Annotated in this window: 16 protein-coding genes; 7 read left to right on the top strand and 9 right to left on the bottom strand. The window is 56.7% G+C overall.

Annotated features, from left to right (window positions below; all coding sequences use genetic code 11):
* Positions 1–34: 34 nt before the first annotated feature.
* Positions 35–517: a CBS domain-containing protein gene (locus tag ACUVSA_RS14125; protein WP_445895299.1), complete on the top strand. Its 483-nt coding sequence runs from the start codon at positions 35–37 to the stop codon at positions 515–517.
* Positions 518–529: 12 nt separating this feature from the next.
* A complete protein-coding gene (locus tag ACUVSA_RS14120) occupies positions 530–1,417 on the top strand; it encodes a CBS domain-containing protein (protein WP_445895298.1) in 888 nt (295 codons plus the stop codon).
* A gap of 575 nt (positions 1,418–1,992) precedes the next feature.
* On the opposite strand, the gene ACUVSA_RS14115 is transcribed toward ACUVSA_RS14120, so the two are convergent.
* The 4 genes from ACUVSA_RS14115 to ACUVSA_RS14100 all read right to left on the bottom strand — a co-directional run bounded on the left by ACUVSA_RS14115 (position 1,993) and on the right by ACUVSA_RS14100 (position 4,686).
* Positions 1,993–2,415, bottom strand: a complete 423-nt coding sequence (locus ACUVSA_RS14115; protein ID WP_445895297.1) for a Uma2 family endonuclease — start codon at positions 2,413–2,415, stop codon at positions 1,993–1,995.
* A gap of 149 nt (positions 2,416–2,564) precedes the next feature.
* Positions 2,565–3,155 carry a 3'-5' exonuclease gene (locus tag ACUVSA_RS14110; RefSeq protein ID WP_445891518.1) on the bottom strand — a complete coding sequence of 197 codons (591 nt, stop codon included), beginning with the start codon at positions 3,153–3,155 and terminating at the stop codon, positions 2,565–2,567.
* A gap of 32 nt (positions 3,156–3,187) precedes the next feature.
* The gene (locus ACUVSA_RS14105) at positions 3,188–3,949 is read right to left on the bottom strand and encodes an alpha/beta hydrolase family protein (protein WP_445895296.1); all 762 of its coding nucleotides are present in this window, start codon (positions 3,947–3,949) and stop codon (positions 3,188–3,190) included.
* A gap of 17 nt (positions 3,950–3,966) precedes the next feature.
* Positions 3,967–4,686, bottom strand: a complete 720-nt coding sequence (locus ACUVSA_RS14100; protein ID WP_445895295.1) for a class I SAM-dependent methyltransferase — start codon at positions 4,684–4,686, stop codon at positions 3,967–3,969.
* A gap of 456 nt (positions 4,687–5,142) precedes the next feature.
* Between ACUVSA_RS14100 and ACUVSA_RS14095 the strand changes: the two genes are divergently transcribed.
* Positions 5,143–5,550, top strand: a complete 408-nt coding sequence (locus tag ACUVSA_RS14095) for a hypothetical protein (protein WP_445891515.1) — start codon at positions 5,143–5,145, stop codon at positions 5,548–5,550.
* A gap of 36 nt (positions 5,551–5,586) precedes the next feature.
* Here ACUVSA_RS14095 and ACUVSA_RS14090 read toward each other — a convergent pair whose 3' ends face one another.
* The 5 genes from ACUVSA_RS14090 to ACUVSA_RS14070 are packed head-to-tail and all read right to left on the bottom strand — an operon-like array spanning position 5,587 to position 8,832.
* Complete coding sequence (locus ACUVSA_RS14090; protein WP_445895300.1) at positions 5,587–5,934, bottom strand: macro domain-containing protein; 348 nt, start codon at positions 5,932–5,934, stop codon at positions 5,587–5,589.
* A gap of 7 nt (positions 5,935–5,941) precedes the next feature.
* Positions 5,942–6,115, bottom strand: coding sequence for a macro domain-containing protein (locus ACUVSA_RS14085; protein WP_445895294.1), 174 nt, complete (start codon positions 6,113–6,115; stop codon positions 5,942–5,944).
* A gap of 3 nt (positions 6,116–6,118) precedes the next feature.
* A complete protein-coding gene (locus tag ACUVSA_RS14080; protein WP_445895293.1) occupies positions 6,119–6,367 on the bottom strand; it encodes a hypothetical protein in 249 nt (82 codons plus the stop codon).
* A gap of 37 nt (positions 6,368–6,404) precedes the next feature.
* Positions 6,405–7,997 carry an MBL fold metallo-hydrolase RNA specificity domain-containing protein gene (locus ACUVSA_RS14075; RefSeq protein WP_445895292.1) on the bottom strand — a complete coding sequence of 531 codons (1,593 nt, stop codon included), beginning with the start codon at positions 7,995–7,997 and terminating at the stop codon, positions 6,405–6,407.
* A gap of 13 nt (positions 7,998–8,010) precedes the next feature.
* Positions 8,011–8,832, bottom strand: a complete 822-nt coding sequence (locus tag ACUVSA_RS14070) for a CheR family methyltransferase (RefSeq protein ID WP_445895291.1) — start codon at positions 8,830–8,832, stop codon at positions 8,011–8,013.
* A gap of 325 nt (positions 8,833–9,157) precedes the next feature.
* Between ACUVSA_RS14070 and ACUVSA_RS14065 the strand changes: the two genes are divergently transcribed.
* From ACUVSA_RS14065 to recC, 4 genes are all read left to right on the top strand, one after another.
* Positions 9,158–10,270 (top strand): Sfum_1244 family protein, encoded by a 1,113-nt coding sequence (locus tag ACUVSA_RS14065; protein WP_445895290.1) that lies wholly within the window; start codon positions 9,158–9,160, stop codon positions 10,268–10,270.
* Between the two features lie 319 nt (positions 10,271–10,589).
* Positions 10,590–10,895, top strand: a complete 306-nt coding sequence (locus ACUVSA_RS14060) for an ArsR/SmtB family transcription factor (protein ID WP_445895289.1) — start codon at positions 10,590–10,592, stop codon at positions 10,893–10,895.
* Between the two features lie 52 nt (positions 10,896–10,947).
* Positions 10,948–11,412, top strand: a complete 465-nt coding sequence (locus ACUVSA_RS14055) for a DsrE/DsrF/DrsH-like family protein (protein WP_445895288.1) — start codon at positions 10,948–10,950, stop codon at positions 11,410–11,412.
* A 769-nt stretch (positions 11,413–12,181) separates the two neighbouring features.
* Positions 12,182–15,691: an exodeoxyribonuclease V subunit gamma gene (gene recC / locus ACUVSA_RS14050; protein ID WP_445895287.1), complete on the top strand. Its 3,510-nt coding sequence runs from the start codon at positions 12,182–12,184 to the stop codon at positions 15,689–15,691.
* The last annotated feature ends 202 nt before the right edge of the window (positions 15,692–15,893 follow it).

The raw sequence follows: 15,893 nt of genomic DNA, 5'->3' as shown, positions 1-15,893 counted from the left end.
GAGGATTCCCTCTTCAACAGCATGAGGAGTCGCCATGAAGGCAACAGCTGGGGAATTGATGGACACACAGTACGACACCTTAAAGCCCGACCTTCCTTTAAGCGAGGCCGTGCGGGCTTTTCGGCGAGCCAGCACCAAGGGGCGCAAAATCTTCGGCATGATGGTCACCGACGATACGGGTCAGTTGATTGGAATGCTGTCCATGTATGACATTCTTTTATACATGCGCCCGAAACATATTCACATCTGGGGAGACATGGATGACATCGACGTCAAGGGGATCATGGATATGGCTTGTGAAAAAGCCAAATCGGTACGCGTCGGAGACATCATGACCACCGAGGTGGTCACAACAACCCCCAGCAGCCATATTTTGCGAGTCATGGACCTCATGATCAAGAAGCACATACGGCGCCTTCCCGTTCTGGAAAATGGACAAATTCGAGGAATCATTTACATATCCGATCTGTTCTACGACCTTTTGGAGCGTCTCTCTTACGAAGGCACCACCCAGTAGGGAAAGGCGATCATGGCTCACAGCGCCCCTAAGGACACATTGGGTCGCGTGCGAGTCGGCCAGGCCATGCGGCGGCAAGTGATTTACCGCCAAGAAGATGCCACCATCGGGTCGGCGATCAATGCGCTCATTAAGTACAAGGTTAGTGGATGCCTTGTTGTAGACGGGCAGGGCAGACCCACAGGTGTGGTTTCCAAAACCGACATCATGGGCGCCTATTATGCTGGAATCCCCATTGATGCGCCGCTAGAAACCATCATGAACGGCCCTCCGCTGTTTTGTTCTCCCAACATGCCCCTATCTCGAGCTTTGGAAATCATGCGTGAGAAGCGTGTGTACCGCCTTTTTGTGCGCACGGAGGAAGATGCCCCGGTGGAAGGCCTTTTAGCCTATCCGGATATCGTCGGCCTGCTTTATCGGGTCTGCAGGCACTGCGATTTCAGCCTGCGCCGCCGGCCTGCCGCCGACCCCGTCGAGGAGATTGTCAGATACCGAGTCTCTGAAGTTATGACCCCGGGAGTCACATCCCTTCCTCTAGACACACCGCTTTATGGGGTTATGGAAACTCTGGCGGCGCATCGTTTTGGAGCCCTCTTGTTGACGGACGCTGCGGGAGTCCCCCGAGGCGTCGTGTCGAAAACAGATCTGGTCGTGGCCTATCGGCGTGGGGTAAGTCCTCAGAGCCCTGCTCGAGACGTGATGACCCCAACTGTGTTCGGCTGCCTCTCAAACTCGGCCCTGGAAGATGCCATTCGCCTCATGATTTTCAGCGATATCCACCGACTCTTCGTCTACGAGGATCGTGAAGAAAACATCGTCGGCGTATTGTCTTTGTCAGATGCCGCTCGAGTGCGCTCAGGGTCATGTCACGCCTGTGCGACCAGCCGGATTCACATTTGACACCACCCATCCGCATTCGCCATGCCGCCAGAGAATTCATTTGAGCCCGTGAAGCGCCGAACAATTTTAAAGGCTTACGAGCAGATTTAGCAGGAAATCGACCTTCTGCGAGGCGTTCCAGAGCAGCCTGTGGGAGGATCTTATTCAAGGTTCTGGTCTGCGGAGCGAGCATTCACTCGCCCACACTTCATCCGGAATGGCTGCCCGGCCATCCGTGACGTGCAGACCGACAGGAACCGGTCTGTTCGAAACGCACCTCGGCGCGAACGCGTGGCATCGGAGGAACATCCTCCAGCGCATTCGTAAGTTCGCGGATCGCGAGAACGCGATGCCTCCTTGTCAACATGCGATCCTACGCAAAGGCCAGGGGAGAGGCCTTCACGGACAGGCTTCGGGAAACGCACCGGCCCCTTGTGGATGATAAACTCGTGGAAGGGCAAAAGGATCGGCGCCTTGGTTTTGCGAGCCGCGGGAATGGGCCGTTCGATGAGCTGCTCAAGGAAGCCCAAAAGATCGCGAAATGCTTCGATCCGAGTATTTCCTGGGCGGTCCACGGATCACCACGGCCTGAACGGTCAAACCAGCCAGAGCGCGGACAGGTCCGATTCCAGTTCCACAAAGGGTTCGGCCCTGACTTTTGCCGATTGAGCAAAAACTCCGACCAACACCCAACGGCCGTTTTCCAGCACGAAGACTTCCAGTGTGTGAAGGTCAGGATCCAAGAGCCAAAGGTGCTTTGCACCGTATCGGCCGTAAAGGGGCATCTTGACCGCACGGTCGCGGACAGCCGAGGCAGCAGAAAGCACTTCGCAGACCCAGTCAGGAACCACGGAAATCCAGTCGTGAGGTTCCTGCAGCAGAAACCCCTCCTTCTTCCAGCCTGCCAGGTCCGGTATTAGAATCTTTTTCCCCAAAGCAATGTCCGGCACCATCAGAATCACCCAGCCGCCCGAGCCCCCGCCACGGCCGACATCGTAGGGAGGAATAATTTCCCCCATGGCTTTTTCCCATCAAGATTCATAAAAAGGATGCTCTTGCGGAACCATCGCCGCCGATCCCTTCCATGTCAAGGACCGGCAAGCTCGCCGCATCATGCCCATGTCCGAAACCTTTCGGCTTTATACTGCCCACAGGCATGATGCTTGGTTCACGCGGCGGGGTTTCGTGCGGCAAGGACGATGCGAGCGCAGGCTTCGGCATCGGAAGCCGCATCGTGGTGCTGCAGGTCGATTCCAAGGTAACGGCACACGTCTGGAAGTTTCGTCGGATAGAGGCGCCAGCAACGGCGAGCCAACTGCATGGTGCACACGAAAGGCGTTTGCGGTATGGTCAGCTTATAGGTTTGGCAACAGGCGCGCAACACGGATCGATCAAAGGCCGCGTTGTGAGCCGCAAAGAATGCGGCGCCTTCTGCAAGCTGAATCAGTTCGGGCCAGATTTCTCCAAAAGTGGGCTCATGGCGCACATCCGCCCACGTGATTCCATGGATATGGCTAAAGCGAAATGTCGACGTCGGCGGGCGAATGAGTCGAAAGGCGCGATGAGCGACGCCCCCTCCCTGGACCATGACCAAAGCCACGGCACAAGCACTATTGCGCTCGGGGCTCGCCGTCTCAAAGTCAATGGCCGCAAAATCCTTATGAATCCATTCGTGCAGCGGCACGTTTTTCCGCTCCAGAAAGGGGACCGCTCTCCCCGCGACGCCGCAGGCGCCCGCGTCACGACCCCACGTTTTCACCCATGTCGGCCACCTTGAGGCTTTTCCGCACTTCACCCACGCGCCATAAGTTTCCTGACAAACCAGGATACCGTCGCTTTTGAAGCCATGGCCCGAGCCTCAGGATCGCTCAGACGGTGATCGACACCTTCCAAGAGCATGAGCTGCTTTTCCTCCGCCGCACAGCGATAATAATCCACGGCGTGATGCCATGGCACCAGTTCGTCGCCTGTGCCATGAACGATGAGGACGTTGGGAACGGGTGGAAAACCGTCCACGGGATTTGGCGTTCCCAAAGGCAGCTCGAACGGCCACGCGCGCTCCAGAAACAAAGGCCGCGGCTTCGCAGCGGTGGCTATTTCCAGCAGGCAAGCCGGCGCAGCCCACAGGGTCAAGGCCCGCACCACGCCTGGGAAAAGCCCCGCAAAGGCGTAGCTTAAAAACCCTCCAAGACTGGATCCAAAAAGACCCAAAACGGCTTCACCGCCCCATGGCCCGGGAGTCGATCGAGCCCACGCCACCACACACCGCAGGTCATCCAGACGCGTCTCCATAAGACTTGCCCCAAACCGTGACGTGTTTTCGCCGCAACCTGTAAAGTCAAACCGCACGGCCCAGAGCCCTTTTTGGGACAGGTGTTCGGCCATGCCCACAAATTTGAAGCTGTCCTTGGCGCTTAACAGCCCATGGCAACAGAGGACCACACCGGGGGGCTCGTTCGCCCTACCCGCGGGCTCACAGGGACCGTGCACCACCGCTGGTATGAGCCCTCGTGTCGAAAGAATGGAAACGGGCCTGACCACCGATTCTTTCATGCCGGTCCCCTTATTTCTTAGGCTCTTGAGCGGGTCGTCTCTCCACGACGGCGTATGGCATAAAGGGCAACGCCGGAAATTTCGTCATGGCCTTCAAAGGGAATGAACTTATCCTTGTAGGCAAACCGGGTCACGAGTTCCGCAAAGAAGCCCGGGGCCTGGAGCTGGGTGTTCTTGGCAAGAAAGATGGTGCCGCCGGAGACCAGGGCCTGATCCAAGAATCGCACCAGTGCCGGATAAGTGGCTCGGTCGTAGACGACTTCCGAACCCACGATGACGTCGTAGGGTTGACCGAGAAAGGTATCGTTCCAGTCGATCCGCTGTACATCGGCCCATTGTTCGCAACTGTTCAAAAGGACGTTGGCTCGAGCAAACAGCAGCGCATCCTCATTGATGTCCGAAAGGGTGACCCGATGCCCTTTACTGGCCATGTAGACCCCGAGAACGCCGATGCCTGTGCCGATTTCCAGAATGCGGCGGTGTGGAACCACCGGTTGATGGGCCCAATAGGACGCCATGACGAAAGACGCTTCCCAGACCTTGGCCCACAATGGAAGATCTTCCAGGGTCAAGTATTCCCTCTGAGCCAATTCCCCCACGTAGTCTTCAAAATCCGCCAATTGCAGAATTCGAAGAGTGTCCGACGCGATCTTCAGTTCCACCGTTTCCGTGCGGTACTTGGCCCGAAGAGCGTTGAGAATGCGGTTGAGTTCTCCATTGTCCACGGTGTCCTCCATTTCCTGAGCCCTAGCCCCAGGGATTTTTTCATGTTCTCAGCGCAAGAAAACCGGCTCCGCTTGCCAAGGGCTTTGGGCTGTTTTAAGTTGTTCATGATCCGGCCTCGAAGCTCGTCAGAACATGCTCTTCGAGGGGTCATGCGCGCCGATGGAGTCTTGCCGGCGTCCACGCTGTACAGAGGAACGCCTTTCAGCCGCGGTCGAACCACGCGGATGCGGACTGGAGATGTCCGGACGCGCAGGAGCGCCTCCCTTTGATGCCACGGGTTCGCCCAGCGATTCGCCTCGAAGGAACCGGCCCCTACCGGTCCGCATGTTCGCAGACGTCTGAAAACACAGATGCGGACATACTCGATGTGGACGCAAGAGCTTTCACCCAACGCTCTCAGACAGGCTTCCAGAGCCCTATGAGCAACCCGTAAAATCTTGAGCCCGCGGCGCGGGCGGGAGCCGGCGATGATCTCATCCATTCCTTTTCGAGAAGGCACGTACCTCATCGAAGCAGCCTATCTGCTCACGCCACAGAAGCGCACCCTGGAACTCACCGAAGGTATCCTGGAAGTCTACAAAGACACCTTGGGCACAAAACACCTGAGGGGCCGTGCCTTTGTCCACAACACCCTCATGGTCGCTCTTTTGGAAGAGGAAGAATCCCTGGACCTCATCCTGGACCTGGGGCTCGGATTTCGATACCGAATCCCGCAGCCCAGGCTGCAAGCCGGCAAGGTTTTCGAACCCCGCACCCGTTCCATCATGCACTTTGCCCCGTCCGCAGGCCTTGTCCCCCTTGCCGACGCCGACTACGAAGCCCTGCTTTCCACCGTGACCTTGCTTTCGCCCGAAGATGAACCCAGCATGTTTTGAGCCGCCTTGGATGATGAGCCTTCACCGCTTGACGCCTCATAGGGTACGCAAGGTCTCCTGAAAAAGGCTCAGATCCTCCGACGACCAAAGGCAGAAGACCACCCGCTCCACACTGGTTTCCTTCCCGGCCAAGAAATCCAGCACGGTTTCCAGCATCATCTTTGCGCACAGTTCCTTGGGAAAGCCGAAAATTCCCGTGCTAATGGCCGGAAAGGTCACAGAGCGCATACCTTTTTCCGTGGCGCGTCGCAAACTGTTGACGGTCGCCTGCCGAAGTTTTTCCTCCTCGTCACCTTCACCCCATCGAGGTCCCACGGCGTGAATAACCCAACGGGCTTTGAGACGCCCGCCGGTGGTGACGACAGCTCCCCCCGGAGGTTCCACCAATGCGTTAACATTCCTCCTGAATTTCAGGCCCTCCCTTGGTGCGAATGGCGCCGGCCACGCCACCTCCCAAGACCAATTGTCCATTGGCCGCATTGACAATGGCATTCGTTTCCATTTCGGTGATGTCGCCTTGGACGAGCACCACGACCTTGTCGCCCACTTTTCTTTCCACGTCCACAACTCAGCCCTCTCGACACCACGCCTCCACAAGGCGCGAAACGGCCCGATCCAAAGGAAGCCACCCCTCTTCAAAGGGAAACACCGCATAGGATCCCCCGTGCTCCCAACGGCGCAGTTCCGCCTTCTGCAAAAGAACCTCACGCACGGCATCCCGACACGTCACCGGAACACTCTCGAGGGCCTGCGCCACATGGTCCTGCAAGATCTTGCGTTCGCGATCTTGCAGCCACTCTTCCATCTTCCCCTGCACGGCTCCCTCCTTTGCACGGCAAAGCCTTTTCACCCTCTCAGGCTTTTCCCGCATACCGCTCCAAGGTGCGCATAAAAACCCGTACCGCCGCTTCCAGCTCCTCGCTGCCATCGGCATCCAGCCGTTCCGCCCATACGTCCAAACCACGGCGAGCCTGGGCCACTCGAGCCTCCACCACGGCAAGGACCTCATCCCAGCGGGAACGTGCCACCTCCGGCACCACAGTGGGCTTGGCGGCCTTGTCAAAAAACAGGGTCTGTCCCAGTTCGGGCACGGTGGTCTCTAGTTTCAATCGCCGGCGAACCATCTGAGCAAAGGAGGCGGCGATTTCCTTTTCGCCATGGATCACCACCACCTGCAGCTTCGGGTTGGTGAAATGGGAAAGCCACTGCAGAAGCTCCTCCTGGTCCGCATGGGCCGAAAACCCACCAATGGTAAAGACTTTGGCCCGCACCATGATGTCTTCCCCAAGAACCCTGACGCTTTTTGCCCCTTCAATGATGCGCCGCCCCAGGGATCCCTCCGCCTGATACCCCACAATGACCAAGGAACAGCCCCGACGCCATAGATTGTGTTTCAAATGATGGAGAATCCGTCCGGCCGTGCACATGCCGTTGCCGGCAATGATGACGGCAGGTCCCTTCAGTTCGTTCAAGGCCTGCGAATCCTGTGCGCTTCGAGAAAAGACAAGTTCCGGAAAATGGAAAGGATCATGGCCCTGGTGAATGATCTCTTGCGTTTGCTCGTCGAACTCATGGACCATTTGGCGAAAGATCTCCGTGGCAGCAATGGCCAGAGGGCTATCCAGATACACGGGAAGGCGCGGAATGGAGCCTTCCCGGAACAACTGTCCAAGGACGTAAAGGATCTCCTGGGTGCGCTCCACAGCAAAGGCGGGCACCAAAACCTTTTCACCATGTTCATAGCTGTAGCGAACGGCTTCGGCCAACTCAGCCACGCTCTCCTCATAGCTGCGATGCCGTCGGTTTCCGTACGTGGACTCGATAAACAAGGCATCGGCTTCAAAAATGGGCTGCGGATCTTTGACAAGCAGCTGATCCTTGCGGCCGATGTCTCCGGAAAAGACGATCTTGAGGCCATCCTTGAGATCACCCCGCCACAGTTCCAAAATAGAAGATCCAAGAATGTGGCCGGCGTTTCGAAACCTGACACGCATTGTTTCGGACACGGTGAGAAACTGGTCCTGGGAGACAGGCTGAAGGAGCGCGATCGCCTTTTCGGCGTCTTCGGTCGTGTACAAAGGAGACACCGGTGGGTGGCCTTTTCTCAGATGCCTGCGCGTCTTCCATTCGGCCTCCATTTCCTGAATATGCGCGGAGTCCAGAAGAAGAATGCGGCACAGGGCCGCGGTGGGCACTGTGGTGTAGATGGGCCCGTGAAAGCCGTCCTTGACCAGTTTGGGCAGTCGGCCGCTGTGATCGATGTGGGCATGGGTGAGCAACACCGCCTGAAGATCGGCCGGATCAAAAGGCCAGGGTTCCCGGTTCAAAGCATCCATGGCTTGGCCGCCTTGAAACAGGCCGCAGTCCACCAGCACACGCTTGTCGCTTTCTATGAGAAAACACGACCCCGTCACGCATCCGGCCGCACCATAGGCTGTAACTTTCACAAGAACCTCCTCGTCAGGAAAAATCGCTCAGAAAGGGCACTTTTCGAAAAAGATGGGAATCCGCCGCACAGGAAATCAGGGGCCATAAACCCATAGGCGGCTTCTCACGACGGCCAAGAACCAAAAAACCACCTTCTTCCAGGGAATCCACCACGGCGGCAAAAGCTTTCTGCTGCACCGCCGGTGCATAATACGTCAAAAGGTTGTTTCGAAGAAACACAAGATGAAAGCCCCGAGCGGGCGGTGCGTCCACGGAAACATCGTGACATCGCCAAAGAATGCCTTCCTTGAGTCCATCGCAGACGGCGACGCACTCCACCCCTCGCTCATGAAACCAGGCCGCTTGACGTTCCGCTGACACCTCATTAAGGCTGCTGCGCTGATACACGCCACGCTGAGCCGCTTCCAGGAATCGGCAATGAAAATCGGTAGCCCACAACTCCAGCTTCGCTCGAACAACACCCAAAGCCACCTGTTCGTGCCACAGCATTTTCAAGCTATAGACTTCCTCGCCTCGTGCACATCCCGCCGACCAGACGCGAACCGTGTTGCCGCTCCAGCCCACGATGCCGGGAAGCACATGCGTTTCCAAAACATGCCAAAGCTCTTGGTCTCGAAAAAATCGACTAATGGAAACCGCCAGAGCACGCCGGACGTCTTCGCTGAGTGCCCCGTCCCAAAGACAGCGCTCTAAAAGATCGGACACCGAAGCCACTCCCCGCGCCTGCATCAAGGCGTATAAACGCCGCTTCGCCCCCTTTCGCACCTTTCGGTAACCGCGCCACAGCAGCCCAAAGGCCTGCAGCACCCTTTGAAAATCCGCGTCATGGATCATGCCATACTCTCCTCAATGGTCTCCAAACGTAGAGACCGCTGCCATGGGCATCACTCTGCCCATCGTTCGCCCTGTTGGCCCCTATCCTTCAAGGCCGTCTCTTGGGTATCAAGCTCGATACGGCGCGTGCACCTCATGAGGTCCCAATAGGGCACGAAAAGTTCTTCTCGAAGAAGCGGCCTTCGAGAGTTATACTGATGTGAGTTGAGCAGCGGCCGTCTTTTTGAAAAGACGGCCGGCACATGCAGGCTTTGACTGCCAGAGCAAGAGCCAACTGTCAGAAACGCTCCTTGGACAGAAAACATTAACATAGAGCAGCACGCCCATGGGAAACCTCAGCACTCTGCATGAACAGGTCTTCACCAATTGCCTCATTGCCGAAGCCAACTATGCCAGCACTTTTTCTCTGTGCGGCCTGGTGCTTCGCCTGCGCGATTTGTACAAGTGGGAACAAGGCCTCTTGCCCTGGACCGAACCGGAACCTTCCGTGCTTATGGAATGGATCGAACACAGGGAAACCTCCTGGGATCCGTGGATGGAAAAAGATTTTCGCCCCTTAATGCTGGACGGCTCGCTGGTGGATCCCTTTGATGTGGAGGCCGTCAACGCCTATCTGGCCGGCTCGGGCCTGGTCTACGGTGCGGGGTTTGTGGAAGGACTCAGACCCACTTTTTTTCTCGGAAAGATTACAGAAACTAAGGAAATGGACGGCGCCGTGGTCTTTTGTGTGGAAAAGGAAACGGTTCGCGATGTCTTTGCGACGCCGGCCATGAGACAAGGAACCCGCATTTACATTCGCCGCCAACCCATGCTTTCCTTTCTGTGGGATCAGATCTTTGAAATGAGGCCCTCCGCGCGTTCGGCACTCACCTTCGCCTTTGCCGCCTACGGCTTGGATGTGGCCCAGGTGGCCCGACACCCGGGCCAGCATGCCGACGCGCTCCAAACCATCGCCCGAAACCAACTCCACACATGGATCTATCATGAATTGGGCGAAGTTCACGAGGACGCCTTTCGAGGTCATCTCTGGCACGATATCGTGGCCACCTACCCCAATACACCGATCGAAATCTATGCCAGGGTGCTCAAGGACCTGTGCGCCGACACCGACGACATGGGGCTTCTGCGCCACATCATCAACGAGAAAAACCAAGCGGCTCTGGCCTTTTATGTGGCGTTCCTCAGGCCCTTCACTCGGCTCATGTTTCCGGAAATCCTCGGGGCTTTTCACCGATTTCAAAAATCCCACGACTGGAACCTAATCGAAAACGCGCGCAACCAAGCAAAAGCCACATTTCACAGCCGGGCCGCCACCCTGGTGGCCATCCACCAGGAACACCGCCATCGCGGTGTGGAGTGGGCGAAAGAAAAAATTCTGGAACAGTGTATCGTTCCTCTGGGCATTGTGAAGAAAGCTCAAAGCAGCCCTTCCCGATAGGCTCTTTTCCTCATGCTCAGGACTTTTCTCCAAAAGGTGCCCTTGAAAGCGGCCCACACCGCGAAAGCCCCGCGGCGTGCTTGAGGCCCAAAAACCCATGAAGGACAGAAAAAGGGCCCTTGAACAGGTCGCACGTGGAGTCCGGGGGCGAAATCGCCGCTCTTGCGGGCATGCTTCCGAAAAAGATGCGGCACCGGGGTTTGCCAGGGCACAACCCAGGGTGCCGATCCCCAAAAAAGCCTTGACCATTCATCTTGATTCTATTATTTAACTATTACACTATTACGTTTTATAAAGCGGCAAGGAGGAGGCCGGGGCGGTGACGATTCAACATGAACGTTTGGAAAAGGCGGCGGAAATGCTTCGAGCTGTAGCGCATCCGGTCCGCCTTAGCATCTTGCAGATCTTGAAAAATGGCGAAAAGAATGTGACGGAGATCTGTCAAAGCCTGGGGTCGGCCCAATCCTACACGTCCCAACAGCTCAATATCTTAAGATCTCGAGGTATTTTGGCCTCGCGGAAGAACGGAACGCAGGTCTTTTACCGCATTGCCTTTCCGGGCGTTTTGAAAATTATTCAGTGCGTGTGCGCTCAGGGCGCCGAGGCTCCTGAATCCGGGGGATGAAAGATTCGACAAGATTGATGGAGCACGTTAAAGGACAAGGAGGATGTATTCCATGACTACAGAAACTCGAAAAAATCAGGAAGAAAAAACGTCGTGCACCTTCATTTGCAGCCGGGACACTTTGGACGGCGCCTACCCTTCTTTAATCCTGGGGTTGAACGCTGTGCGACTCGGCATGGAAGCCACCATCTTTTACACCTTTATGGGCATCAACGTCATTCGTAAGAACTTTCAAGAAAAATGCCGCTTTATTCCTCCGGGGCCCATGGGTGCCATTCCAGGCATGTCCACCATGGCCACTAAGATGATGCGCCGAAAGATGGATGCCGCCCAGATTCCTTCCCTAGGGGAACTCTTAGAGATGGCCCAACTGGAGGGCGTTAAGCTTGTGGCGTGCAAGATGACAGTGGACATGATGGGCCTGTCACTGGATGACTTCATCGACGGGGTTGAGATCCAAACAGCGGAAGATTACTTGAAGCACGCCGTTCATTGCCGCATCAACATGTTCACCTAAGAATAGGTCGTGGGTTGGGGGGGCGGCCCAAGGCCGCCCCTTGAGAAGCCCGTAAGGTGACGGTTGTGGGCCATAGCCGTCACAAGCTTCGATCCCATCTTGAGATCTGTTCGGCGCCGAACATTCGTTCCCACACCAAGGTCTTCGTATCCGTACGACCACGCAAAAAATTTTTCTGATCGCCATATCCGGTCCACGCACGGTGTGGGCCGTGTCCAGACCATGACCATCCAGGCGCAAGATCCCCTTTTGGAGCACGCTTCAGGCCTCATGAGTCCGACTGCAACTTTCCCGGCAGGGAAATCGCTGTTTGCCCGGTCCAGGCCTTTTCGACGCCGTCGCTTCGGCGGACGGGCGAGACCGATAACCTCTCACCAATCGAGACTTCCCCGAGTTTTGATTGGGAGCATATTTCTGACACTAGTTTGGGCACGTCCTTTCGGTTAAAGGCTGTAGGAGTACCGCAAGGCGCGATAAGGCATCGCGGCTTGCGCCGCTCCCACCAAAGGGTTTATCGGACAAAAACATCGGCACACTTCTGCCGGAATCGGCGCCTCTGTTTCTGCAGCGCCCCCCGCGCGTGGGCCCTCAGTGGGCACATGGGTGCGCCGTTGCCTTTAGAAGAGGCTTGATGTATACGTCCGCCAAGTTTCCATGGTTTCCACTGTGCGGTCCTGGCGATCCGCCGCTTTCCGCTCTCTGCACCAAAAAAGGCGGAGGCATCCACGCCGATGGAAGTGTCGGACCTTGATCTGGAGGAACTTCGTGCATGTGGCGCATCGTTCAAAGCCAGAGGACAGAAAAACTTTTTGACGCTTTTTTTCAGCGTCTCATGCGCCCCTGTGAGGAGGCCGCCGACCCCATGACCCCCGAGGTCGTGGTGGTCCAAGATATGGGCATGGCCCGTTGGCTGACTCACCGTTTGGCAGAGCGCCAAGGTATCGCCGCCAACATACAATTTCTTGTCCCCGCGGCCTTGGCGGATTTGGCCTACAGTGCATGGCTTGAGGAAGCCCCATCCGTTTGGGATTTCAGGGGAGCGGCACCTAATAATCGGGCCGTCATTTCGGAAAAATTAGCTCCTAACGGCCAAAACACATGCGGACGGCCGGGAGGCCTTCCCTCCGCCATCGAAGGCCAGGATGAACCCGTGAAGGGAACGGCTGCGGATGGTCCAGTCGGAATCTCGAAAAGACCGGCTCCTGCTGGTGCGGCCATTGCCGCGGAAGAAGATCCCTGGGGGCGTTTAGGTCTCACCTGGCGCCTTTTTCGGCTCCTGAGCACTCACAGCCAGGACCCACAACTCCAGAAACTGCACCGCTACATAGGGAATGACCCCACAGGGGAGAAACGGTATCAGCTGGCAGCCCAGATTGCCGCCGCCTTTGACCGTTATATGGTGTATCGACAAGACGTTTTGCTTTCTTGGGAAGACGGAAAGCATGCAGACGGGCAATCGGTTGAAGAGCCTGTAAGCTCATTGTCCGGAAAGCTTTCCTGGGAAACCGGAAAGGATTCCGATTGGCAGGCGCATCTGTGGCGATTGCTGGCTAAAGAAAATCCCGCGAGCCACAAGGCCCGAAAGCACGCTCTGTTCATGAAGGCGATCAGCAATCGTTGCGGCCCTCGGGTGCCCCAAAAGCTGCCGAGCCGAGTCCACCTTTTCGGTATCACCATGATGGCGCCGGTTCACTTGGAAGTTTTTAATGCGCTGGCATTCCACATTGAGGTCATACTCTATTTTTTGAACCCCAGCCGAGAATATTGGGGGGATGTTTTCATGGCTGCATGGCAAGGTGCAGGCTCAGAGCCACAACCCATCTGGCATGATGGGGAGTTGTTTCCTTCAAAAGAAAGGATCAACCCCTTGGTGGCCTCATGGGCCCCGTCCGGCTGCTTTCTTTTGAATCGCATGCTGGACGTGGTCGCCTGTCACCAAGATTGCTTTGAGGACTTTGAGCCACGCACTCTTCTGGAATGGGTACAATACGATATTTTGACCCTCTCGGACCGTCGAACCGAAGAACCCGAAAAACGTTCCCTATGCTTGAACACGGCATCCATTCAAGTGCACGCGTGCCACAGCCCGATGAGGGAAATTCAGGTGTTACACGACCAACTGGCATATTTTCTGGAAACCCTTCCCGATCTGACCCCTGAGCATGTGGTGGTCATGGCACCGGACATCGGCCTCTATGCACCGTACGTGGAGGCCGTTTTTGGGACTCGGGATGATCCTCGCCTTCCCTGGAACCTTTCGGATCGAAAGTCTGTGGAAGAGGACCCGGTGCTCCAAAGTATTCTGGACCTGCTGCGCTTGCCCCAGTGGCGCTGCACGGCTTCTGAGATTTTCTCGCTCCTGGAAGTTCCGGCCATCGCAGCCCGCTTTGGCTTCACGGACGAAGGACTGGAACGGGTACGCACCTGGGTTCGAGAGGCGGGCATCCGCTGGGGGCTGGATGAAACCATGCGCGCCGAAATGCAGCTGCCCGGGAATGCCGAGCACACGTGGGGCCGAGGTCTGGAACGTTTATTTGCCGGCTACGCCCTGCCCCCACAGGAAATCTTTTGCGAGCAGGTGCTTTCTTATCCCGACGTGGAAGTTTCGGATGCTCCATGGCTCGGCGCCCTTTCCACCCTTTTGGAAGCGGTGGCCAAGTGGCGACGACGCCTTCAAGAACCCAAGACGCTGGAAGAATGGCGCCTCCACGGCAATATACTCGTGGACGATTTTTTCCACCCCGATGCTGAAGAATCCCTCGGATGTTTCCGCCGGGCTCTGGACACCTTGGCCACGGCCGCTCGAAACGCCGAATGTTCGCAACCGATTTCCGTCCACGTTGTGCGAGATCAATTAGAGGAAATCCTTGCCCGATCGCCCAATGTGCGCCGCTTTCTTTCGGGCGGCATCACTTTTTGCAACCTGGTCCCCATGCGCGCCATCCCGTTTCGTGTGGTCTGCCTTTTGGGCATGAATGACGCCGATTTTCCTCGAGCGGAACACCTGCCCCCCTTTGACCTCACGGCCCAAAGCCCTCGACCTGAAGACCGGCGTCGCCGTTTGGAAGACCGTTATCTTTTTCTTGAAGCCCTTCTGTCGGCACGGGACGTCTTCTATGTGAGCTACATCGGGCGCGACATTCGAGACAATTCCCTCAAGGTGCCCTCGGTGGTGGTCTCAGAACTGCTGGACTACATCGAACAAAGTTATAACGTCGAAAACGGGTCCATCATGGACGCCATCGTCCTGGAACATCCATTGCAACCCTTCAGTCGTCGCCTGTTTGACGGTTCCCATGCGCAACTCTTTTCCTATGACGCCATGTGGCTGCGGGCGGTGCAGGTTGCAGAACAGCCCAAAGTTCCGCCTTTTGTGGATCAAGCCCTGAAGCTTGAGGCGCCAAAAATGGCCGAAGTGGCCTTGGATGACCTTATTCGATTTTTTGAAGATCCCTGCGCCTGGTTTCTTGAAAAACGGCTGGGCATGATCCTTTCGAAAAAAGAAGACGCCCTGGAAGATGAAGAACCTTTTGGGCTAAACGACCTGGAACGATACCGGCTGGCGGATGAGATCCTGGCTGGTTTGCTGCAAAAGGAGGACCCTCAACAGATTCAACGGCGCGTGCGAGGCCGTGGGTGGTTGCCGCACGGGGTTGCCGGAGATCTTCTTTTCGAGGAAACGTTGCAGTCGACACAGGCCATGGCCGAAAAGGTGGCCGATGAGCGAGGCATGTCGCGGCGCGTGGTGGAGGTGGATATCCCTGTGGGGGCCGTACGCCTTCGCGGCTGGCTTCGAGACGTTACGGAACGAGGCCGCTTGGTCTACCGCCCGGCGCAGATCAAGGCCAAGGACCGGTTGCGGCTCTGGATTCGGCATCTGGCTCTGTGCGCCGTACGTCCTTCATGCGTTGATCTGAAAAGCGTCCACATCGGAAGGGGAAAAGAAAAAGAAGACGTCTTTCGCCTGACTTCCGTGGACGCACCGGAAAAACACTTGGCGGATCTGGTTCAGCTTTGGCGGGAAGGGCACCAGCGCCCTTTGCCCTTCTTTCCGGAATCCAGTTGGATCTATGCCCTCAAGAGCTGCAAAACGGCGAGGCGGAGTCCCCCGGCTGAAATCTGTGGAAAAACCTGGAAGGACGACTTTTCCAGGAAGGGGGAGGCTTTTCGTCCTTCGGTTCGAACGGCCTTTCGCGGCCTGGACCCCTTGAACGACACCTTCGTGCACCTGGCCGATCGGGTTTTTGGCCCCATACTGAAAATGCTTCCAGATTCCTAATGACGAAAGGGCCTGTGCGAAAATGCTGTCCAAGGATTTTTGCGCTCGGGTCAAGCATTTCCAGCGCGCAGCCTTTTATTTGGACGTCCTTCTGGACGTCCGCTCATGCTCGGACCGCGAGGACGCGGTCCCTCCGTTGGGACATGTGGGCCCGTGCACACGGCCAAAGTGAATCATCTCCCACGAACGCAATAAACCCGCG

Source organism: Desulfosoma sp. (assembly GCF_052743555.1).
The sequence above is the reverse complement of the archived record's forward strand: the minus strand, read 5'-3'. Positions and strand labels throughout refer to the sequence as shown.